Source organism: Algoriphagus ratkowskyi (assembly GCF_002150505.1).
Taxonomy (GTDB): domain Bacteria; phylum Bacteroidota; class Bacteroidia; order Cytophagales; family Cyclobacteriaceae; genus Algoriphagus; species Algoriphagus ratkowskyi.
This window is the reverse complement of record NZ_MSSV01000008.1, coordinates 285,492-306,759: the sequence shown is the minus strand read 5'-3', so window position 1 is coordinate 306,759 and position 21,268 is coordinate 285,492. Positions and strand designations below refer to the sequence as shown.

Sequence of the window (21,268 nt, the reverse complement as noted above, 5' to 3'; positions counted from 1 at the left end):
CCAAGGAAGCATAAAGAGCATCCATACCGATCGTGCCGTTGGCACTACAATACTTTCTCTGCATATCATTTACCCAGAATTGCATTCTGTGCTTTTACAGGCCTTGCCTTCAGCAAGGTTTCATTTTGCCAAGGGTGAAATCGACAGATCTTTTCCAACCAAGAATGGCACGAAAAAGGCACAAAGAGCATTAATTATTGACTTTGTCGTAACAAGGATATTTTTTTGCAAAAGGCAAAACCCGTAAAAGCCCCGAATACAGCAAAGCGAAATTCGGGGCATTAGGGTTAGCTAGTAATTTAAGAATGCCAACGGCATGATCAGTATTCTTATTTAACCATACAGTTTGCGAAGAAAGCGCAGAGAGTGTCTATTAGTAACGAATACCGCTTATTCAATCAATTCATCAAGTTTCCGAAGAAAATAGCGTTCAGGAATAGTTTATTTGTCCCAAACCAAGTTCCTCTGAAATTGGGACTGTCAAAGAAATTGACCACTCTACCACTACCAACAGGAGAAATGATCACACTAGCACTTTGACTTAACTTATTTAGATTTGCTTTGGAAATATATCCACCTAGGAAAGGGTTATCAATGTAGCGAATAGGAGTAAGGTACTTATTCTCACTAGGCTTCATGAAAATGCTACTATTACGGTAGACAGGAATTTCTGCACGCTGATAGCCATAGGCGATCGGATGGGTGAGATCTAGTTTTGCCATATAAATACTTCCACCAACCGACTTTGCACCCTCATGATCTCGTTGTACCGCGAAAGGAAGGTTTTTAGGTTCAGTAGCTTTGTCTTCCTCTGATGTGTCGACCAATGTTTCTTTAATGATACCTTTTTGATTCAGCCAAAGACTGGCGTTTTTCATGGAAATTACTGTTCCGCCACGCGAAATCCAATCCTTCAGATGCGTAATGTTAGACTCGGAGAGGAAGTTATAATTCCCTGAAGGCAAGATTAGCGTTGTATAATCGTAAAGGTTTACTCTTCCCATATCTTCCGTATTTACTTTGGTGATGGGCATTCCTAACTGACTATCCATGAGAAACCAGATTTCCCCGGCTTCTGTACCAGATATACCTTCGCCTACTACCATGATTACTTTTGGCTTGGTCACTGCTCCAACTAAGTTGGATCCGAAATCTATTCCTTCCAGATTCAATCCGGTGGTGGTAGCGTAGATTTGTTGTGTATTTTCTTTCGCCAATTCTTGGATGGTTGATTTCACTTTTTCAGCTTCCAACTTTTGAAAACCTGTAGGAATCATCAGTGTTCCAGCAGCAAACTTAGTATCTCCTTTCTGAGTTTTTGCAGTGAATGGACGGTTAATGATCTCCACATGAACTCCAGCTTCCTGTAAAGCAAGCAACATCTTAGGAGCATAATAATCTGCCCAATCAATTAGATAAGCATAGGATTTTCCGGTAGGGAATTCAAAGCTTGAAGCAGTAATTTCTGTGATTTGATTTCCAGATTTGATGGATGCGTTAGGTGCAAAAGGCATTCCGTAGGCACGAGCCATTGTCCATGCTGAAGCATCGTAAAAAACAGAATCTGCAAATTCTTTCACATCTTCAAACATAGTTCGCACCATCCTGTACTGAGGCTGAGCAGTTGGGACAATCCAGGATTTTCCTTTTTTGAAGCTGTAGTCGCCTGATTTTATATCTGAAGAATTTTCATAGACTTTGATTTTGTGATCAAGTAAGAATTTCACAAAAAGTCGGTTTCTGCTTTCATCAAACTCGTCACCAAATACATAATTCTTTGCTGGATCTTTTGCTCCCTCAGAAACTGCTGTTTCGAAGAATTCTCTTAAATAATCATGCATATATGTTCTATTGTCCAGACCTGCTTCCATGGTGGCAATAGAGCTCACTAGATGATTTTTAATGGTAAATGCAAAACTGACATCACCACGCTGGCTGGATTGCAAATGGCCTCGGCTACTCGCTTGCTCGAATACTAAGCCTAAGCCACCCTGTATGTCTGGGTAAGTTGAGCCATATCCAGGATAACTATTGTCAAAAGACTCTTTGGTGTAGTACAAACTGCCTATTTCATCCAAGTATTTTGCAAAATAATTAGCAAAGCGCACATTTATATCATCGTAATTTTTTCTTGGTATTACAGGGTTTTCACTTCCAAAAGGCTTTGTAGGCTCAAAAAAGTAGGTTGCGTCAGTACCCATTTCATGAAAGTCCGTAGTCACATTTGGATACCAGTCATGATACCATGCGATCTTTACCTGTGATTCTACATGTGCTAAAGGCAACCAATCTCTATTCAAGTCAAACCAATAATGATTTGTTCTTCCACTTGGCCATGCTTCATTGTGCTCTCTGTCCATTGGATCAGCAACAGGTGGAAAACCTTTGTTACTATTTGCCCATTGACTGTGCCGATCACGACCATCAGGATTGACAGTGGGATCAAAGTGAACGATGCTATTTTCCCTGAGATTTTGAGCTAACTCGCTTTGCGAAGCCAAAAGCCAATATGCAGAAAGCATAGCAGCCTCGGCAGATGATGGCTCATTTCCATGGACCCCATATCCTAAATGCATAATCGAAGGCATTTCAGCTACATTAGGTTTAGGCTGACTTGGATCTGCTAATTGAATGTGTGTTTTTCTGATATCTTCCAAATTGCCCAAATGAGCAACTGAAGCGATAGTCAAGATGATTTTAGGTCTATGCTCATACGTGTAGCCAATCGTTTTCAATTCTGCTAACTCGCTGATTTCATCCAGTTTTTCGAAGTATTTTACAATAAGATCATAGCGTGTATGCCAATCACCCACTGGGTAGCCAAGAAATTCTTCAGGTGAAGGAATGCTAGGATCAAAAGTTTCGCCAGGGAAGTAGTAAGAAGACTGCGAAAATCCCGGCAAAGAAATCAGCAATCCGACAAAAAGGCTAAGTAGTTGGTTTTTCATGGGTTTTTGGTTTCTGGAAATTACAAAACAGAAGCTTCAAGACAATTTAAAATCCACCAAAGGTTTTTTGATTAAGGGCAAATTGAAGTAATTTATCCTTCCAAGTTCTTTTCCCTAAATAATCTAACCTATGAAAAGTAGAATCTTCACACTTGCTCTAACTGCCAGTGCATTGACATTGAGTTCTTTGGCCATCGCTCAAGAGAAAACTCCACCACCTATGAAGCCAGAGGCTACGGAATTTTATACGCCCGTTCCACCCAAAGTAATTCCTGGAGCGAATAATACTGCTCCTCCTTCAGATGCAATTGTGCTTTTTGACGGTAAAAACCTCAATGGTTTTGCAAGTGCAAAGGATGGTAAAACAGCCGCTGGATGGTCTATTGAAAATGGTGAATTAGTAGTAACCAAAGGAAAAGGAGACATCGTTTCCAAGCAAGCCTTTGGTGATGCGCAATATCATATAGAATGGTCTTCTCCAACTGAAATCGTCGGAGAAGGGCAAGGCAGAGGCAACTCAGGTTTTTTCCTGATGGGAATGTATGAAGTACAAATTTTAGATAGCTACGAAAGCAAAACCTACACAAATGGGCAAGCTGGAAGTATCTATAAGCAACATCCACCATTAGCTATGGCTCTTAGAGCTCCTGGCGAGTGGAACTATTACGATATCATTTTTAAAGCACCGCGCTTCAATAAGGACGGGATATTGACTTCTCCAGCTACTGTAACGCTTTTAATGAACGGTGTGGTAGTGCAAAATAATGTGATCCTTCAAGGGCCAACCGAATACATTGGCATTCCACATTATAAAGCACATGCAGAGAAGTTACCAATCAAACTTCAGGACCATGGCAATCCAGTTAAATTTAGAAATATCTGGGTGCGGGAGTTGTAAGCACACATTATTTAAGAGCAGGTGATTTTAGTATTACCTGCTCTTTTTTTGTCAAACTCAATAACCTACAATACTATGTCATCAAGAAGAAAATTTATTCAGAATACAATGCTGCTGGGAGCTGGCATGAGCATGCCCCAATTTATGACTGCGGCTGATTTTGGTGCTTTTACTAGAAAAATCAAACCCTCAGATCAATTAAACTATGGATTAATCGGCTGTAAAGGAATGGGCTGGTCTAATATGAATGCTCATCTTAAGATGCCTCAAGTCAACTGTGTGGCTTTGGCAGATGTAGATCAATCTGTCCTTGACCAGCGTACCGAGGATGTTTTTAAGCTTCGCGGAAAAAGGCCTAAGCAATATACCGATTACCGCTTGATGCTGGAAGATCCTGATATAGATATAGTCATCATCGGGACACCAGATCATTGGCATTGTCTGAATATGATCGATGCAGTTTCTGCTGGGAAAAATGTCTACGTGGAGAAGCCAATTGCGAATACAATTGAAGAATGCCAGCTCATGGTAAAAGCTCAGGAGCGCTATGGGAAAATTGTACAAGTAGGGCAGTGGCAGCGCTCAGGATCCCAGTATGCTGAAGCTATCGACTATGTGAAATCCGGCAAATTAGGTCAGATTCGCCTGGTCAAATGCTGGGCATATCAAGGTTGGATGAAACCGGTGCCTGTAATCCCAAATGGACCCGCTCCAGCAGGTGTAGATTACAAGATGTGGCTAGGTCCAGCTCCAAAGCGACCATTTAATCCCAATCGATTTCATTTTAATTTCCGTTGGTTTTGGGATTATGCAGGTGGATTGATGACGGATTGGGGAGTTCATGAAATTGATATTGCGCTGTTTGCCATGGGGGTCACTGTTCCAAAATCTGTAATGGCTTCAGGTGGGAAGTTCGCTTATCCTGATGACGCTTCCGAAACTCCTGATACCCTACAAACCGTCTATGAATACGAGGGATTCAATATGCTTTGGGAGCATGCGACTGGGATAGATGGAGGGAATTATGGAACGACCGAAGGAATCGCTTTTATTGGTAACAATGCTACACTGGTAGTGAATAGAGGCGGTTGGAAAGTAATTCCTGAAACCGAAACTGTAGATAGTAAAAAAGTAAAGAAAGTAGCTGAAGTCCCTCATACCAAAGGAGTAGGAAATGCTTTGGATTTGCATGCAATCAACTTCGTAGAAGCAGTAACTGCCAATGATCCTAAAATCCTTAACTGCGCTATACAGACAGGAAGCATCGCGGCGATCAATGCTCAGATGGGCAATATTGCTTACAAGACTGGAGAGAAAGTGTATTGGAATGCTGAGAAAAACAAGTTTACTTCTTCGGCTGCCAATGACTTGATGAAAGCGCATTATCATAATGGCTGGAAACTGCCTAAGGTATAGGCTTTTTGCGACAGAAGTGAAATTGACCTCAAGACGAGGAGGTATTCCCTTTTAAGATTAAAATTCAAAAACCCTTCGACGAAATATTGGAGGGTTTTATACTAAAAATAGCACCGAGTTATTTCTCGGTGCTATTTAATACTATTCTCAACACTACTTTATACACTCCTAAGCAGTATTTTATCTTAATTTAAACCAAGAGCTTTGGCAGCATTTACAAAACCTGCTCCATAATACTCATCTTTTCCAGGTTTCCCAAGATCTGTTGCTGAGCTTGCGAGTTTAGCTTTAACCAGACCTGGTTGCATCTTACCACCGGAGGATTGCATCATTAGGGCTACTACTCCAGATACTGCAGGTGCAGCCATAGAAGTTCCTTGCAACCAGCTATAACTTCCAGTTGAAATTCCTGAACCACGTACTGAGCTAAGTACCATATCAAATGCATAACATGGGCGAGTTAATGTAACAGTAGATCCAACTAGGGTGCAGTTAGATGTATTACCACTAACTGCAAGTAGGCCTGCACTTCCCCCTGGTCCAGCTACTGTAACTAAAGACTTTCCATAATCTGTGTAGTAAGCTGGGTCTGTAAAGTTCATATTTCCTAATTTCCAGCCTGTTGGGCCGGTCGAACTTACTGAAATAACATGCTGATTTTCTGCAGGTAGTTTAAATAATTCTTTTTCAATATCAAAATTTGAAGAACCATTTCCTGCAGATACCACTACAGTTACGCCATTGTTAAATGCGTATCTAGTAGCTCGGTCATACATTTTTTGTAGCTCCCTGAATGCATCTCTAAAATCTTTATCAGACCAATTATTTCGGTAATCGAATTCAGCACCTAAACTCATATTAATGATCTGAGCACCTGCTCCTCCTTTGGATTGAGGAGTAGCTGCATAAAGAAGTCCTTCAAGAATCCACTCAAAAGCCCCAGATCCATTATGAAGTGATTTCACACCGATAATCGTAGCCCTTGGAGCTATCCCTACTATGCCCACACCAGCAGCAGCCACAATACCGGCAACATGAGTTCCATGCCAAATAGTGCCTAAATCTTGATTCCAATCCCATTGTGGGATAGTATTTGGAACGGTTGACCTGGAACTGGCCACATCTAAATTAGATTTAAGGTCATTGTGCTCAGAATAAATACCTCCATCAATAATAGCAACTCTTATCCCTTTTCCAGTAAAACCATTATCCCAAGCAGTTGTAGCATTGATGGACTTAGGAGCCCATTGAAAGCCATCATAAATTGCATTTCGGTAATTAAATGGTGGACCAAATGATGTAATATCATTTCCATTTCCTTGATTGCTTATTTCATTCTCAATCATTTTTGGCTCTTGAGTATATTGAAGCATAAAATCTGGAGTTACTGATTCTATGCTACTGATTTTCCTTGCATTATCTAGGAATTCGGGTGATATCGAGATTGCTACTAAGACTCCGATTTCAGGGAAAGATTTTACAATCTCTCCACCAGCTTTTTCAATACTACTCACTAAATTTTTAGATGAATTTCCTTCTTTGGCTAAAATGAGATAACGCCCGGTGTAATCCCCTTGTCTCAAGTTAGAGAAATCAGAAATTACCGGAAGTTCATTTAAGTCAAAACCACTCGGGGTTAACTGTTTTTCAATCTCAGCCGTAAGGGCTGGTTCTACTTGCATCATGTCGCTTTCGCACGCGGTGAACGAAATACCCACTACAAGTAGTGAAAACAGAATTTTTGTTTTTTTATTTAGCATATGTATTTGGCTTTGGTTAGTTGATATAAAATATTTTTTTTGAATTAATAAAGAAAATACTGCGTGTTCTTTTCAGGCCAAAACTATGACCTCTAGAAAATTAACTACTTGAGAAAGTACTTTGAAGGCTTTTCAATATACTATAGAAATCTTGGTAAAACACAATACCACATACATTAAATCAATTTTTCATGATACAAAATGCATCCTAATGCTCTACAAGTAAATTCTAGTTTTAATTGAAGCTTAAAAAACCTGTAAGATTTTGGCATTAAACAATAAAAGCCATGGAAATCAATTCCATGGCTTTCACTTTTACTGAAAGGTGTTAAGAAGTTGCATGTTAAGACAGCTAGCTCCAGTTTACTTGAAAAGTCCCTTGCCCATATTCATCAATCCACCTAGATCCATTCCACCTTTGCCGCCGCCACCACCTAGAAGTGAGCCTAGCAGATCAGCAGTTCCAACTTTTCCCTGACCACCTTGCAGTGAAGAAACTATAGAAGACATAATGTCATTATTGTCCTGAGGGGCATCATTCACGCGCTTATTGAAGAAGTTCATTATCATGGGTAGGGCCGCAGCTGCTATTCCCATGGCTTGCTCGTTAGAGATTCCCAGTTTTTCCATCAGGCCTTGAGAAACATCTCCTTGAAGGTTGTTGATCGCAGGAGAGCCAGGTGAGGTCTCTTTCCCAGAAAACATTTCCTGAATGGCTGAAGTGTCACCAGAGGCAACACCTTTCTGAAGGCTGTTGGTTAACGAATCTTTGATAGCTGAAACGCCAGCAGTATCCTGATTCATTCCAGCAAGCATTTCCTGTAGCGGGCCTTCCGCTAGTTTTAACAATTGATCTAACATGATTATAAAAATTTGATTTCTTGAATTTCCTTAATATGAAATAGGATTCCAATAGAATTCACCTGAAAAATTCAAATTCGCTGCAGTGTGATATTTTTAGGCTTAGAATAATGGGAAATAATCAAATTAATTTTAAGCAAGTTTCCATTAAAAGTTTCTCCAGAATAGTCGGGGCCTCAATGCTAGATAAATATCACCTCTACTATTTTGCTGTGAGAGTAATTTATGTAGAATTTTAGTTTCCAATTCCTAACACCGCGACGATACTCTTCATTCCAAGAAGTAGGGTCACTAACCAAATCAAAACAGCTATAAATGTATGTAAAGACTTATTTCTATAATCACCCATAATGCTTTTTTGCGAAGCAATCCAGATAATCCATCCGCTGACCAATGGAAGTAATACCCCATTCGCAAGTTGAGCAAGTGTAATCAATTGAATAGGTTTGATTCCCAAGGAGGAGAAGATCAGTCCCATTCCCACGATGACACCCATAGATGCTCTCATGGTTTTGGAGCGGATTTCTTGATCCCAACCCATAATCCCACAGATGACTAAACCTGCTGCCAGAGGTGCAGTAATACTAGAGGTAAGTCCTGCTGCCATCAGTCCAAAGCCCATGAAGTACTTTGCATAGCTTCCAAAAACGCCTTCTAATCCTTTACTTACGTCAAGGGCACTAGAGATTTCGGTGCTGACATTCGATGCTCCCACTATTAAAATTGCCATGGACACAATTCCACCTAAAACGATAGAAACTACAATGTCTCTTCTCATCCAAGGAATATCTGCTGAACCAGACCATCGATTTTTTGCCAAGCTAGCATATAGAAATAAATTGTACGGAACGACCGTGGTCCCGATCAAAGCCACAAGCGTAGGGAGATTAGCATCAGTCCAGCTAGGGATAAAACCTGCAAAAACTCTGGACCAGTCTGGCTTGGTCACAAAAGCTGTGGCTGTAAAGGCTATGGACATAAAAATTACTAACCCTACCAAAGCTCGCTCAAGTGTTTTGTAATTTCCTATCCAGAGAAGTCCAAAGGCTATAATCCCTAAGATCAGATTACCTAAATGAATTTCCATCCCTGAAAAACTGATAGTCGGCACTTCCCAAAAAACCTGTAACCCCAAATTTGTGCCAGAGATATTTCCAGATTCGTAGGCTGCATTACCCAGTCCTATTGCTATCAAAACTAAGCCCATGGAAAAATACCGAAGTATAGGATTTCCTGTCTGACTACGGATCAACTGACTCAAATCTTTTCCAGTGATCAAGCCAAGTCTTCCAGAAATCTCCTGCAATAGTATAGTAGAAATCACTGAAAGACCTAAGGCCCAAAGTAAGGAAAAACCAAAATTGACTCCTGCGAGGGTGCACACAGTTACGGTTCCAGGTCCTATGAATGCAGCTGCGATGATTGGACCTGGGCCAACGTTTTTAAAAATTGATTTTAGATTCAAGGGGTATCTTTTTTACCAAGCTAGAGATTAGTGTAGAATATTTGTACTTTTTCCTCTAGGCTGAATGTCAATCAAACTCAAAAAAGCCGAATTTTATGGTTTGGATCAAACGAATTTTAAAAGTTGTAGCTGTTATTAGTCTTTCCTGTCTCTTAATTTTGGCTTTACTTTTTAGATCTGATATCTCTGCCGAGGAAATCGAAGAGAAATATTCTACTCCTCAGTCTCACTTTATCGATGTCGATGGAACCAACGTGCATGTGCGGATACTAGGTGAAGGTGATCCGATTTTTCTGTTGCATGGTAGCTTTTCATCTCTCCATACTTGGGATGCATGGCAGCAGGAATTAAGCCCTTATTTTTTGACGATTTCTTTGGATTTTCCTAGTCATGGTCTGACAGGCCCAGATGAGAAAAAACGATACAGCTTAACTGATTATACTCAATTGATTTTGAGATTGTCTGAGATACTCAACCTTGATCAATTCCATTTGGCCGGCAATTCTATGGGAGGAGCTGTAGCACTTCAGTTAGCTTCTAACAATCCTGAGAAAGTGCTTTCTCTGAATCTAATCGATGCTGCCGGGGCTTCGCGAGAACAAAAATTTGCAGATGGTGAAGACATGAAACCAAATGAAGCATGGATATTCAAGCTTGCCAAGAATCCTGTTTTTTCTTTATTGCTACTCAAGTGTACTCCCAAGTTTTTGTTTGCCAAGAATATGCGTGAAGTCTATGCTGATCCAACTAAAGTTACGGATAAAGCGATTACCAGATACTATGAGCTGATGCTACGTAAAGGAAATAGGCAGGCCACCTTAGACCGATTAGGAGCTACGAGCGAGTCTCGAGTTGATTTTGATCGCCTGACTATGCCGACCTTGATACTATGGGGAAAGGCTGATTCTTGGATTCCTGTCGCTCAGGGATACTTATTAGAAAAGGCCATTTCTAAGTCAAAATTAATTGTTTTTGATAATGCTGGGCATGTGCCAATGGAAGAAATACCGACGGAGTCTGTCGCTAAATATCTTTCATTTTTAGGGGTGGAAGTTCGAAACGAGTACTTTCATGCACCTAAATTGATTAGCTATGCCGACTGAGTATCTTTTATTTTCTATTCTTTTTTTACAAGTGACATTTTTGATTCTCTTTTTCTTGAAGAAAGGTAATGATCAGGAAAAGGCCTTTCTGCAATCCGAACTTGCCAGGATGAGCAAGGAGTTAGAACTGGCTTTGGCACTTTCCAGAAAAGAGGTTAATGAAAACTTAACTAACCAATTCCAGCTCGTCTTCAATAGTATTAGAGCCAATTCAAAAGACCAAAATGAAGCGCTGAAAACTTTTGGAGATGTGTTCAGACAAAACGTACAAGATTTCAATAACCTTCAGCGTGAGAAGTTCTCTGAATTAAACCGGCGTCAGGAGGATTTGATGAAAACTACTGAATTACGACTGGAGAAGATCCGGGAAACGGTGGATGAAAAACTTCAAAAAACGTTGGAAACTCGTCTTGGGCAGTCTTTTGAAATGGTTAGTAACCAACTTCAAGCTGTTCAAAAAGGCTTGGGAGAAATGCAAAGCTTGGCAACTGGAGTAGGAGACCTGAAGCGGGTGCTGACCAATGTGAAAAGTCGAGGTGTGTTGGGAGAATATCAACTACAGGCGATTTTGGAAAATTTACTAGCCCCTGATCAATATGTGTTGAATGCTGAGGTAGGCAAAGGTACTCGTGAGCGAGTCGAGTTTGCGGTTAAAATGCCTGGGCAAAGTGAGCCGATATTGCTACCTATTGACTCTAAATTCCCTCAAGAATCCTACCTGAGACTAGTGGATGCGTACGAGGTGGCTTCAAAGCCAGAGATTGAATCAAATAGAAATGAGCTTTTCAAAGCTGTAAAAAAAGCAGCACAGGATATTCAAAGCAAATATATTAATGCCCCCTACACCACTGATTTTGCAATACTTTTTCTACCTGTAGAAAGTCTCTATGCTGAGATTCTACGTGAACCTGGACTTTCTCAGCAAATCCAACAAGATTATAAAGTGCTGGTTACAGGACCAACCACGCTATCTGCGATATTGAATAGTCTTCAAATGGGCTTTAGAACCTTGGCAATTCAGAAGAGGAGTTCCGAAGTTTGGCAGGTTTTGGGAGCGGTCAAGACCGAATTTGGGAAGTTTGGTGAGTTGATTGAGAAGACCCAGAAAAAGCTTTCTGAAGCACATTCTGAATTGGACAAATTGGTAGGAGCGAGGACCCGAGTGATTCAGCGGAAGCTAAAAGATATTCAAGAATTGCCGGAGGCGGAGAGTGAGAAGCTATTGGAGGAGTAGCTATACTGGTAAATCAAGGATAGAAAGTAAGAGGTGAAATGTAAATTGTAAAAATGAGATGTGAATTGAGGCTTCGCAAATTAGAGTTCTTAGTAGCTCCTCAGTTTTTCTGATGTGTGTGCCCACTCACGTCATTCTACATTACTTCTGATCGTGCCATAGGCACTCTCTGTAATAACTTAACCTGAATTTCGCTTCTCTTTAATCAGGGTTTTTATTGGTTTTGCCCTTGACAAAAAGTGTCACAACTCTGAATTTTACCTATCCAATCCAGTAATTGGAGAAAGTAACTGGGGGACAGTGATGTTACTGTATTCAATAAATCAGCGAATAAATAGTGTTACTCACATGGGCAAAGGAGTGAAAAAAACCACTTAATACTTTTAGAACAGTGGCATTTGCTCCTTTCACTTAACCCTTTGATCTAATAAAACCTTTTATAAAACTGGCCCAACAATCTCAACTTCCTAACTTTGTCCTGGTGGAGATAAAAGAAATAGCTTTATAACTGATTACCATTTAGAAAGGGCTTATTTTTGCCAGTTCAAAATTACCTGACTTACCTCTATGGGGATGAATATTGTGATTGCAGGCGCTGGAGACATGGGTTACCATCTCGCCGAGCAATTAAGTTATGACAATAAGGACATCACGCTGATCGATACAGACAGGGAAGTCCTTGACTACGTTTCTTCTAAGCTTGATGTGTTGACAGTTCAGGGGGATGCCACAGCCTTTGAGGTTCTGAAGCGTGCCAATGTGAATAGAGCCACAATGGTTTTGTGCGTTACCACTTCAGAGAAAACGAATATTGTTACCGCCGTCTTAGCAAAGCAACTAGGAGCAAAGCGTGTGATGGCACGGGTGAGAAATCATTCCTATCTGGATCCTGAAAATTTATTATACTTTAAAAATCTTGGCATCGACAACTTGATCTCACCTACGATGCTGTGCAGTAAGCACATCTTCAATATGATTGAGAACTCTAGTTTTAATGAGGTTTTTGATTTTGAGGGTGGAAAGTTAAATATTGTGGGAATCACGTTGGATCAAAGTAATCCTTTGGTCAATCAGCGGATTATGGACACCAAGTCCAATCCTATTTTTGATGATATTAGAATTATTGCGATCCTTAGAGATCAAAAGACCATTATACCTCGTGGTAGTACAATAATCCGTAACAACGATCACGTATTTTTCATCTCCAATAAGAAAAATACTCAATCCATCTTGGAAGTGTTAGGTCAGGAAAAACACACCATCAGGAATGTGATGATCATTGGTGGAGATGATATGGCAGTAGCTACTGCTTTGAGATTAGAAAATCACTTTCGTGTGACGTTGATCAATAAAGATAAAGAACGTTGCAAATGGCTCGCAGAAAATCTTAAAAACTCCTTGGTGATTAATGGAGATTTTAAGAATGTAGAACTTCTAATAGAAGAAGGTTTAGAGCAGATGGATGCGTTTCTTGCTTTGACTGAGTCTTCCGAGACTAATATTATTGCGAGTTTGACAGCTAAAAATCATGGGGTTTATAAAACTATAGCCCATGTAGATACACGAGAATACATACATATTTCACACAGTATTGGTGTGGATTCGCTGATTAATAAGAAGCTAGTTGCGGCAAATGAGATTTCAAGATATCTGAAAAAAGGCACTGTGGAAGCTGTGTCAGGAATATATGGTGTTGATGCAGAGTTTATTCAATATTCTGTTTGTAAGAATAATAGATTGATTAAAAATCCACTTAGAGAATTACATTTCCCTGATTCGGCTATAGTTGCAGGTGTGATCCGAGGAGATCAGGTATTTATTCCTGATGGAGATTTTCAATTAGATCTGAATGATAAAGCAATAGTTCTGGCCTTGCCAGAAGCAAAACTTGCACTTGAAAAACTTTTTCATTAAGGCATGATTCATTTTAAAGAAATAGGGAAAATCATGGGCGCACTCTTGGTGCTTATTGCTCTATTGATGCTTCCTGGAGTTATTTTTTCACTTCACTTTGATGAAGATCCATGGCCTATTTTGAGCTCTGTAGTGATTACTATGGTTATTGGTGTCACGCTGTTTTTCTCATTCTCTAAGCAGGATCAAAATATTCGAAAGCGTGAAGGTTACTTGATTGTAGCTTTAAGCTGGGTTTTTATGGCTGGCTTTGGGATGCTACCCTATATTTTAAGTAATCAAATAGTCAGTTTTGAAGACGCGCTGTTCGAGACTATGTCAGGACTTACTACCACTGGTGCTACCATATTGACAGATATCGAGGCGATGCCAAAGGGATTGCTTTTCTGGAGAAGTATGACGCAGTGGATTGGTGGATTGGGGATTATAGTTTTAACAGTGGCTATTTTTCCACTTTTAGGAATAGGAGGCATTGAGCTATTTGTGGCTGAATCCCCGGGTCCAACTTCTGATAAAGTTCACCCAAGGATTTCCGAAACTGCCAAGCGTCTATGGTACGTCTATGTAGGACTTACTTTTTTGGCGACTATCCTATATTGGGTGGGAGGGATGACCTTCTTTGATGCAATTAATCATGCACTTACCACACTGGCAACTGGTGGCTTCTCCACCAAAAATAACAGCATGGCCTATTATGATTCTGCTTTCATACAGTATGTAGCTATCATTTTCATGTTTTTGGCAGGGACCAATTTTACAGTGATCTATTTCGGCTTGATTGGTAAATTTAAGAGGGTGCTGAAAAGTGATGAGTTCAAAGTATACAGTTTGGCGCTTTTAGGAATTGCGATTGTGTTGTACTATCCAATTTTTGCTCATGGTGGTGTTAGCCATGAGTTAGCGTTTAGAAAATCTTTATTTCAAGTTGTTTCCATAGTTACTACCACAGGCTTTGTAACTGACGACTATACTCAATACAGCGAAGGAGTTACTTTTATATGCTTTATGTTGTTGTTTCTGGGCGGATCGGCTGGCTCTACAGCTGGAGGAATCAAATTTGTAAGACACCTAACTTTCATTAAAAACTCCTGGTTGGAGTTCAAACGTTTAGTTCACCCTAGAGCTATTGTCCCATTAATGATCAACGGAGATCGAGTGACGGGAAGAATCATTACTCATATCATGAATTTCTTGTTGATATATCTGTTGACTTTCGTTTTGGGATCCTTAGCACTTTCACTTATGGGCTATGATTTAGCAACTTCCCTAGGTGCCGTGGCAACTTCATTGGCCAACGTTGGGCCTGGCATTGGGAGAGTTGGTCCAGAAGATAACTTTGCATTTTTCTCTCCTGCGGCTAAGATTTTCCTTTCGGTAATCATGCTATTAGGTCGATTAGAGCTATTTACCCTCTTGATTCTGTTCACTCCATTCTTCTGGAGGGCAAATTAAAAGAGTGGTGATACTGTAATACTCTTCCACGTGCACGTTGATTATTAAACAGTTAAAAATTGGGGAACGGAATTCAATAACTTTCCGTAAAGTTTATAAAGTCATTGTTTATGAAAAAGTTATTACCATATCTTATCTTACTTGTGACAGCGTGGTCCTGCAGTGAGTCCGAACCTGAGGTTTACACAGGGCAGAAAATTGAATACAAGCTCAATAAAGCTAGTGATTTTAATTATACTGGTACACTCATAATCAGAGAATTATCTGATAGGAATTTAGAGTTGACTATACAAATGGTCGGTGCTAAAAGCACATTGTCTACTACTTTTCCAGCACATTTGCATTATGGTAGTTATACCGATCCAGATGCGCAAATGGCTCTGATGCTAAATGCAGTGAGTGGAGCAGATTTAAAAAGCACAACGGTTCTTGGCGTATTAATGAATGGAAGTAAGCTGAGTTTTGAGGATATGAAAAATTTCGATGGGCATGTAAAAGTTCATTTGTCAAGCGAAGGACCGGATTACCAAGTGATTTTGGTGGCTGGTAATGTTGGCTCAAATTCAGATGATTTATTAAAATTTGATTCCACTCAAATGAAAATTTGCTCTTCAGATTTCTAGAGCATATCAATATTATAATCCTGACTTTTTCTCCCCACTTCTAAATTATACGTCTAGAAATACCTAGCCAGTTTGTTTACGGAAAAGCTTTGCGGGATTTTAAATGAGGCTATTTAAAAATTGATTTCCATCGTCCTTCACTGGGTATTTTAATAAAATATGCTGCCTATGGAAGAAACGAATACGAGAAGTCTAATGATCATAAATGTGAATTTATTTGAAAATCAGTTTTGCAACATTTAAGTAATGCTTTGTACTAATGTAAATTACAGATTGGATTGAATACCTAAATAAGTGATTGATAAAAGTCTGGCATCAAACTATGACAGAGAAGGGCTTGGGGTTATAGTTAAATCTATTTTTTAGGGTAAAAAGTAAAATCAAAATTTCAGTTTTAATAATCCGAAACTCTGATTTTTTACGGATGGTTTGGCTTCGTTTTGCTATTTGATTTTCTTTATAAAAAAAATCAAGATTATGCATAATAACATCACAAAGCCTATCACCGGGCTTTTTATTTTGATGGTGCTGAGTAGCGGAGTCTTTGCCCAAACGGGGAGATTCCAGCAAGCTGCCAACTATCAGATGGACGTCGATATGAACGTCAAAACCAATCAATACACAGGAACGCAAGTATTGACATATACTAACAATTCTCCAGACACGCTTGATCGGGTTTTTTATCATTTATATTTCAATGCTTTCCAACCGGGAAGTATGATGGATGAGCGATCTAGAAGTATTTCTGATCCAGACCGTAGGGTAGGAGATCGTATTAGTAAATTGAAGCCAAATGAGATTGGCTACTTAAGAGTGAGTAGTCTTAAAATGAATGGTAAAGATGTAACATACGAAGAGGTAGGGACTATTTTGGAAGTTGAGCTAGTTGAGCCGATTCTTCCAAATTCCAGTGCCAAATTCGAAATGGCTTTCAATGGCCAAGTACCTGTTCAGATCAGAAGATCTGGGAGAGACAGCGAGGAAGGCGTGAGATATTCTATGGCTCAGTGGTATCCTAAAATGTCTGAATACGACGAGCAAGGATGGCATGCCAACCCATATATAGGACGTGAATTCTATGGTATTTGGGGAGATTTTGATATCAAAATCTCAATCGATAAAACCTATGTTTTAGGTGGTACGGGTTACTTACAAAATCCTAATGAGATCGGACATGGTTACGAAGATGAAGGGGTGAAAGTAGCTTCAGCCAAAGGCGAGAAGTTAACTTGGCATTTTAAAGCTCCTAAAGTTCACGACTTTATGTGGGCAGCAGATCCTAAGTATCGTCACGATAAGTTAATAATGGATAATGGTGTGACTGTTCACCATTTATATATTCCTAGTAACGAAGTGACTGAGAATTGGGTAAAGTTGATGGACTATACTCCAAAAGCTATTGAGTTTATGTCTGAACATTTCGGGGAATATCCTTACAAGCAATACTCTGTAATCCAAGGTGGTGATGGTGGAATGGAATACCCGATGTCCACTTTAGTAACTGGAGGTCGTAATCTAAACAGCCTGGTAGGTGTTATGGCTCACGAATTAGGGCATAGCTGGTATCAAGGAGTCATCGCCACTAACGAAGCTCTTTATCCCTGGATGGATGAAGGTTTTGCTAGTTACGCCTCAGCACTGACTATGTCTTCTATTTTCAAAGCTAGTGAGAGCCCTTTGAGAGGATCTTATGCAGGTTATTTCAGATTGGTTAAATCTGGTAAAGAAGAGCCAATGAGTACACATAGTGATCACTACGACACAAATGGCTCTTACAGCTCGGCTGCCTATTCCAAGGGAGCGGTTTTCTTGGCACAAATGGGATATATCATTGGCGAAAAAGCTAGAGATAAAGGAATACATAGCTATTGGAATACTTGGGGTTTCAAGCATCCGAATGTGAATGACTTTATTCGAATTATGGAAAAGGAAAGTGGATTGGAGTTGGATTGGTATAAGGAATACTTTGTATATACTACCAAAACAATCGATTATGGGATTAAAAACGTGAAAGCTGCAGGTGAACAAACTGACATTACCTTAGAGCGTATTGGGCTAATGCCAATGCCTATAGACTTGGTAATCACTTATAAAGACGGTACTACTGAGATGGTTTACTTGCCTTTGGAAATGATGCGAGGAGAGAAAGTGGTAGAAAATGGTGAAGCTAAGAGAGTAATTTCACAGGATTGGCCTTGGACTAACCTGACCAAGACGATCAGAATTAATAAGAAATCAGATTCCATTAAGTCTATTGAGATTGATCCTAGCAAAAGATTAGCTGATATCAATCAGGATAATAATAAAGTGGAGTTCTAGGCTTCACTTAATTGAAAATGCATAAAAAAAGGCGACTAATATTAGTCGCCTTTTTTTTGTTGAAGGGTTTATCCTGCGTTTTTCTGGTCTTGAACTTCTTTACGAATGTCCTGAGCCATATTTTTCAGGTCTTGCATTCCCTTTCTAACGCGAGTTCCAGCTGCTGAATTTCCCTTTTCGTAAAACTTTTCAAAATCTTCTTTAAGAGAATTAACGAGTTCGCTTACTTCACTAAATTTGTGCATAGTAAAAGAGTTTTTTGGAGGTTGATGATAAGTTTATTTATCATTCAATATAACCCATTTACTTACTAAATCAATCTAGAGCGCGTATTTTTGAGTTAATTATTACTCACCAACTGAAATTGCATATTCAGAATTTTTATAAACTCCGCTTGTTAATTTCTCCTTTATTGCTGCAAATGCAGAAATGGTTTCTTCAACATCTTCCAGCGTATGAACTGCGGTAGGAATTAATCTTAAGATAATCATTCCTTTAGGTATCACTGGGTAAATAACTACTGAACAGAAGATACTGTAGTTTTCTCTAAGGTCTCTTGTCAAAGCAGCTGCTTCACCAACTGTACCATTTAGAACCACTGGAGTGACTGGGGAATTGGATTTTCCTGTGCTGAATCCATTGTCATGAAGCCCTTTGCGAAGCGCAGTCACGATTGTCCAAAGATTGTCTTTCAATTCTGGCTGAGTTCTGAGCAGCTCAAGACGCTTCAATGCACCAGCCACAAAAATCATAGGAAGAGCCTTAGCGAAAATCTGAGAACGCATATTGTACCTCAGGAACATGATTACCTCAGGAGAACCAGCGATAAACGCACCAATACTAGCCATAGACTTTGCAAAAGTGGAGAAGTAAAGATCCACTTCATCCTGTACACCTTGCTCTTCATCTGTACCTGCACCAGTTTTGCCCAAAGTACCAAAACCGTGTGCATCGTCTATTAACAGCCTGAAGTCAAACTTCTTCTTCAATTCAACAATTTCTTTCAACTTGCCTTGATCTCCAGTCATACCGAATACACCTTCAGTGATCACTAGAATACCACCGCCAGTTTCATTGGCTAGTTTTGTAGCTCTTTCAAGTTGCTTTTCGCAGTTTTGAATATCATTATGTGGGAAAACGTAACGCTTGCCCAAGTGCATTCTAAGTGCATCGATAATACATGCATGGCATTCTGAATCATAAACGACTACGTCTTTTCTGTCAAGGAGTGAATCAATAACAGACATGATACCTTGGTATCCGTAATTCAATAAATAAGCTTTGTCTTTCTTGACAAAAGCTGCCAATTCATCCTCAAGCTGCTCATGAAGGCTGGTTTGTCCTGACATCATACGTGCGCCCATCGGATGAGCAGCGCCATATTGTGCAGCTGCATCAGCATCAGCTTTACGTACTTCAGGATGATTTGCTAGGCCTAGGTAATTATTCAAACTCCAGGTTAGAACATTCTTCCCCTGAAATTTCATTCGAGGAGCAATTTCACCTTCTAATTTAGGGAAGGAGAAGTAACCGTCTGCGAAGTCAGAGTGTTTGCCCAAGGGGCCCATGTTCATTTTTAATTTTGCAAATAGATCCAAAGCGTTTCGAATTTAAGTGATAGTTGATCTAATGAACTGTTCATTAAAATCCGACAAAAATAAAACTTTAATACCTGCTATGCAAAAAACAAGAGTGAAACAAATGATTCTTTACAAAGCTCAGATTATTTTCTTTATTTAGCCGAAACCCAAAAAATTAGCTTTTAATACCAGAGAAAATGCCGAAAATCAAGAAAATACTAATTGCCAATAGAGGAGAGATCAGCTTGCGAATCATGCGTACAGCCAAAGAAATGGGCATTGCCACGGTTGCCGTTTACAGTGAGGCGGATAGACTTTCGCCACATGTTCTTTTCGCAGATGAAGCTGTATGCTTGGGACCTGCAGCATCTACTCAATCGTATTTATTGGGAGATAAAATAATTGACGTTTGTAGAGAATTGAACGTGGATGCTATCCACCCTGGCTATGGGTTCCTATCGGAAAATGCTGATTTTGCGCGAAAAGTGAAGCAAGCAGAGTTGATTTTTATAGGACCTTCGCCTGAAGCGATAGAGGTAATGGGATCCAAACTTGCTGCAAAACAGGCAGTGGCAAAATACGATATTCCGTTGGTCCCGGGAACAGAGGAGGCTATTTCAGATATTCCAGTGGCCAAAAAACGTGCTGCTGAGATTGGATACCCAATTCTGATCAAAGCTAGCGCAGGAGGTGGCGGCAAAGGAATGCGTGTGGTGGAAAATGAGGAGGAATTCGAAGAGCAAATGGAGCGAGCCGTCAGTGAGGCTCAATCCTCTTTCGGGGACAGTGCTGTTTTTATAGAGAAATACATTAGCTCACCTAGACACATAGAAATTCAGGTGCTGGGAGATCAACAGGGTAACATTGTTTACTTGTTTGAGCGAGAGTGTTCCATCCAGAGAAGACATCAGAAAGTGATAGAAGAGGCCCCATCAGCCGTCGTCTCACCCGAGATGAGAAAAGCTATGGGAGAGGCTGCCGTCGGCGTAGCCAAAGCATGTGATTATTATGGAGCAGGCACTGTAGAATTTATTGTAGATGGGAAATTGAATTTCTTTTTCTTAGAAATGAATACAAGACTCCAAGTAGAACATCCCGTGACGGAGATGATCACAGGAAAGGATCTCGTTCGAGAACAGATCTTGATCGCAGAAGGAGCGTCCCTTTCTTTTACCCAGGATGATTTGAAAATCAATGGTCATTCTCTGGAAGTCCGTGTCTATGCAGAAGATCCAAAGAATAACTTTCTTCCAGACATTGGAAAGCTAGAAACTTACAGACGACCACAAGGAGCTGGAATTCGAGTTGACGATGGTTTTGAAGAAGGAATGGATATTCCTATTTATTATGATCCAATGATAGCAAAGCTGATTACGCATGCTGAAGATCGGAATGCTGCCATAGAAAAGATGGTGAGAGCCATTGATGATTTCAAAATTGTCGGTATCCAAACTACTCTTGGTTTCTGCAAGTTCGCTATCACTCATGAAGCTTTTATAAGTGGTGATTTTGATACAAAGTTTGTAGAAAACTACTTTACACCAGCAGTCTTGGAGGAGGATTTTTCACCTACTGAATTGGAATTGCTTTCCGCACTTGCGGTAGAGTTTTTTGAAAAGCATAAGTCTTCAGGAAAGTTAAATACTGAATTGATTGGTAATAAGGAATCAGCGTGGAGAAATAGACTTAAGTAAA

General features: G+C 39.9%; 16 protein-coding genes. 10 read left to right on the top strand and 6 right to left on the bottom strand.

Annotated elements, in window-relative coordinates; genetic code table 11:
- The coding region (locus BVH02_RS21650) for a hypothetical protein (protein WP_205635729.1) at positions 1-247 on the top strand (247 nt) is incomplete at its 5' end.
- A gap of 151 nt (positions 248-398) precedes the next feature.
- On the opposite strand, the gene BVH02_RS11240 is transcribed toward BVH02_RS21650, so the two are convergent.
- Complete coding sequence (locus BVH02_RS11240) at positions 399-2,948, bottom strand: M14 metallopeptidase family protein (RefSeq protein ID WP_086501536.1); 2,550 nt, start codon at positions 2,946-2,948, stop codon at positions 399-401.
- Positions 2,949-3,078: 130 nt separating this feature from the next.
- On the opposite strand from BVH02_RS11240, the gene BVH02_RS11235 reads away from it, so the two are divergent.
- The gene (locus tag BVH02_RS11235; protein WP_086501535.1) at positions 3,079-3,846 is read left to right on the top strand and encodes a 3-keto-disaccharide hydrolase; all 768 of its coding nucleotides are present in this window, start codon (positions 3,079-3,081) and stop codon (positions 3,844-3,846) included.
- 75 nt (positions 3,847-3,921) lie between these two features.
- Positions 3,922-5,262 carry a Gfo/Idh/MocA family protein gene (locus BVH02_RS11230; RefSeq protein WP_086501534.1) on the top strand — a complete coding sequence of 447 codons (1,341 nt, stop codon included), beginning with the start codon at positions 3,922-3,924 and terminating at the stop codon, positions 5,260-5,262.
- Positions 5,263-5,447: 185 nt separating this feature from the next.
- Here the strand turns inward: BVH02_RS11230 and BVH02_RS11225 are convergent, their stop codons facing one another.
- The 3 genes from BVH02_RS11225 to BVH02_RS11215 all read right to left on the bottom strand — a co-directional run bounded on the left by BVH02_RS11225 (position 5,448) and on the right by BVH02_RS11215 (position 9,348).
- Positions 5,448-7,022, bottom strand: a complete 1,575-nt coding sequence (locus BVH02_RS11225) for a S8 family peptidase (RefSeq protein WP_086501533.1) — start codon at positions 7,020-7,022, stop codon at positions 5,448-5,450.
- 363 nt (positions 7,023-7,385) lie between these two features.
- Complete coding sequence (locus BVH02_RS11220; RefSeq protein ID WP_086501532.1) at positions 7,386-7,883, bottom strand: DUF937 domain-containing protein; 498 nt, start codon at positions 7,881-7,883, stop codon at positions 7,386-7,388.
- Positions 7,884-8,118: 235 nt separating this feature from the next.
- The gene (locus BVH02_RS11215; RefSeq protein ID WP_086501531.1) at positions 8,119-9,348 is read right to left on the bottom strand and encodes an Nramp family divalent metal transporter; all 1,230 of its coding nucleotides are present in this window, start codon (positions 9,346-9,348) and stop codon (positions 8,119-8,121) included.
- 95 nt (positions 9,349-9,443) lie between these two features.
- Between BVH02_RS11215 and BVH02_RS11210 the strand changes: the two genes are divergently transcribed.
- The 6 genes from BVH02_RS11210 to BVH02_RS11185 all read left to right on the top strand — a co-directional run bounded on the left by BVH02_RS11210 (position 9,444) and on the right by BVH02_RS11185 (position 17,993).
- Positions 9,444-10,451, top strand: a complete 1,008-nt coding sequence (locus tag BVH02_RS11210) for an alpha/beta fold hydrolase (RefSeq protein WP_086501530.1) — start codon at positions 9,444-9,446, stop codon at positions 10,449-10,451.
- A complete protein-coding gene (locus tag BVH02_RS11205) occupies positions 10,441-11,685 on the top strand; it encodes a DNA recombination protein RmuC (protein ID WP_086501529.1) in 1,245 nt (414 codons plus the stop codon). Before BVH02_RS11210 ends, BVH02_RS11205 begins: the two co-directional genes overlap by 11 nt.
- Positions 11,686-12,252: 567 nt before the next feature.
- Entirely contained in the window at positions 12,253-13,599 is a 1,347-nt protein-coding gene (gene trkA, locus BVH02_RS11200) for a Trk system potassium transporter TrkA (RefSeq protein WP_086501528.1), read from the top strand.
- 3 nt (positions 13,600-13,602) lie between these two features.
- On the top strand, positions 13,603-15,051 hold the full coding sequence (locus BVH02_RS11195; RefSeq protein WP_086501527.1) for a TrkH family potassium uptake protein: 1,449 nt from the start codon (positions 13,603-13,605) through the stop codon (positions 15,049-15,051).
- A gap of 110 nt (positions 15,052-15,161) precedes the next feature.
- Entirely contained in the window at positions 15,162-15,674 is a 513-nt protein-coding gene (locus BVH02_RS11190) for a hypothetical protein (RefSeq protein ID WP_086501526.1), read from the top strand.
- Between the two features lie 477 nt (positions 15,675-16,151).
- On the top strand, positions 16,152-17,993 hold the full coding sequence (locus BVH02_RS11185) for a M1 family metallopeptidase (protein ID WP_086501525.1): 1,842 nt from the start codon (positions 16,152-16,154) through the stop codon (positions 17,991-17,993).
- A 68-nt stretch (positions 17,994-18,061) separates the two neighbouring features.
- Here the strand turns inward: BVH02_RS11185 and BVH02_RS11180 are convergent, their stop codons facing one another.
- Together BVH02_RS11180 and BVH02_RS11175 are read right to left on the bottom strand one after the other, a co-directional pair.
- On the bottom strand, positions 18,062-18,238 hold the full coding sequence (locus tag BVH02_RS11180) for a histone H1 (protein ID WP_086501524.1): 177 nt from the start codon (positions 18,236-18,238) through the stop codon (positions 18,062-18,064).
- A gap of 102 nt (positions 18,239-18,340) precedes the next feature.
- On the bottom strand, positions 18,341-19,591 hold the full coding sequence (locus tag BVH02_RS11175) for an aminotransferase class I/II-fold pyridoxal phosphate-dependent enzyme (protein WP_086501523.1): 1,251 nt from the start codon (positions 19,589-19,591) through the stop codon (positions 18,341-18,343).
- Positions 19,592-19,770: 179 nt separating this feature from the next.
- On the opposite strand from BVH02_RS11175, the gene BVH02_RS11170 reads away from it, so the two are divergent.
- Entirely contained in the window at positions 19,771-21,267 is a 1,497-nt protein-coding gene (locus tag BVH02_RS11170) for an acetyl-CoA carboxylase biotin carboxylase subunit (RefSeq protein WP_086501522.1), read from the top strand.
- Position 21,268: the final 1 nt, after the last annotated feature.

Excerpts from the sequence above, each read along its gene's own strand:
- BVH02_RS11230 (WP_086501534.1), top strand. The coding sequence starts at position 3,922 with ATGTCATCAAGAAGAAAATTTATTCAGAATACAATGCTGCTGGGAGCT.
- BVH02_RS11185 (WP_086501525.1), top strand. The coding sequence starts at position 16,152 with ATGCATAATAACATCACAAAGCCTATCACCGGGCTTTTTATTTTGATG.
- BVH02_RS11225 (WP_086501533.1), bottom strand. The coding sequence starts at position 7,022 with ATGCTAAATAAAAAAACAAAAATTCTGTTTTCACTACTTGTAGTGGGT.
- BVH02_RS11220 (WP_086501532.1), bottom strand. The coding sequence starts at position 7,883 with ATGTTAGATCAATTGTTAAAACTAGCGGAAGGCCCGCTACAGGAAATG.
- BVH02_RS11170 (WP_086501522.1), top strand. The coding sequence starts at position 19,771 with ATGCCGAAAATCAAGAAAATACTAATTGCCAATAGAGGAGAGATCAGC.
- trkA (WP_086501528.1), top strand. The coding sequence starts at position 12,253 with ATGGGGATGAATATTGTGATTGCAGGCGCTGGAGACATGGGTTACCAT.
- BVH02_RS11180 (WP_086501524.1), bottom strand. The coding sequence starts at position 18,238 with ATGCACAAATTTAGTGAAGTAAGCGAACTCGTTAATTCTCTTAAAGAA.
- BVH02_RS11205 (WP_086501529.1), top strand. The coding sequence starts at position 10,441 with ATGCCGACTGAGTATCTTTTATTTTCTATTCTTTTTTTACAAGTGACA.
- BVH02_RS11210 (WP_086501530.1), top strand. The coding sequence starts at position 9,444 with ATGGTTTGGATCAAACGAATTTTAAAAGTTGTAGCTGTTATTAGTCTT.
- BVH02_RS11195 (WP_086501527.1), top strand. The coding sequence starts at position 13,603 with ATGATTCATTTTAAAGAAATAGGGAAAATCATGGGCGCACTCTTGGTG.
- BVH02_RS11235 (WP_086501535.1), top strand. The coding sequence starts at position 3,079 with ATGAAAAGTAGAATCTTCACACTTGCTCTAACTGCCAGTGCATTGACA.
- BVH02_RS11240 (WP_086501536.1), bottom strand. The coding sequence starts at position 2,948 with ATGAAAAACCAACTACTTAGCCTTTTTGTCGGATTGCTGATTTCTTTG.
- BVH02_RS11190 (WP_086501526.1), top strand. The coding sequence starts at position 15,162 with ATGAAAAAGTTATTACCATATCTTATCTTACTTGTGACAGCGTGGTCC.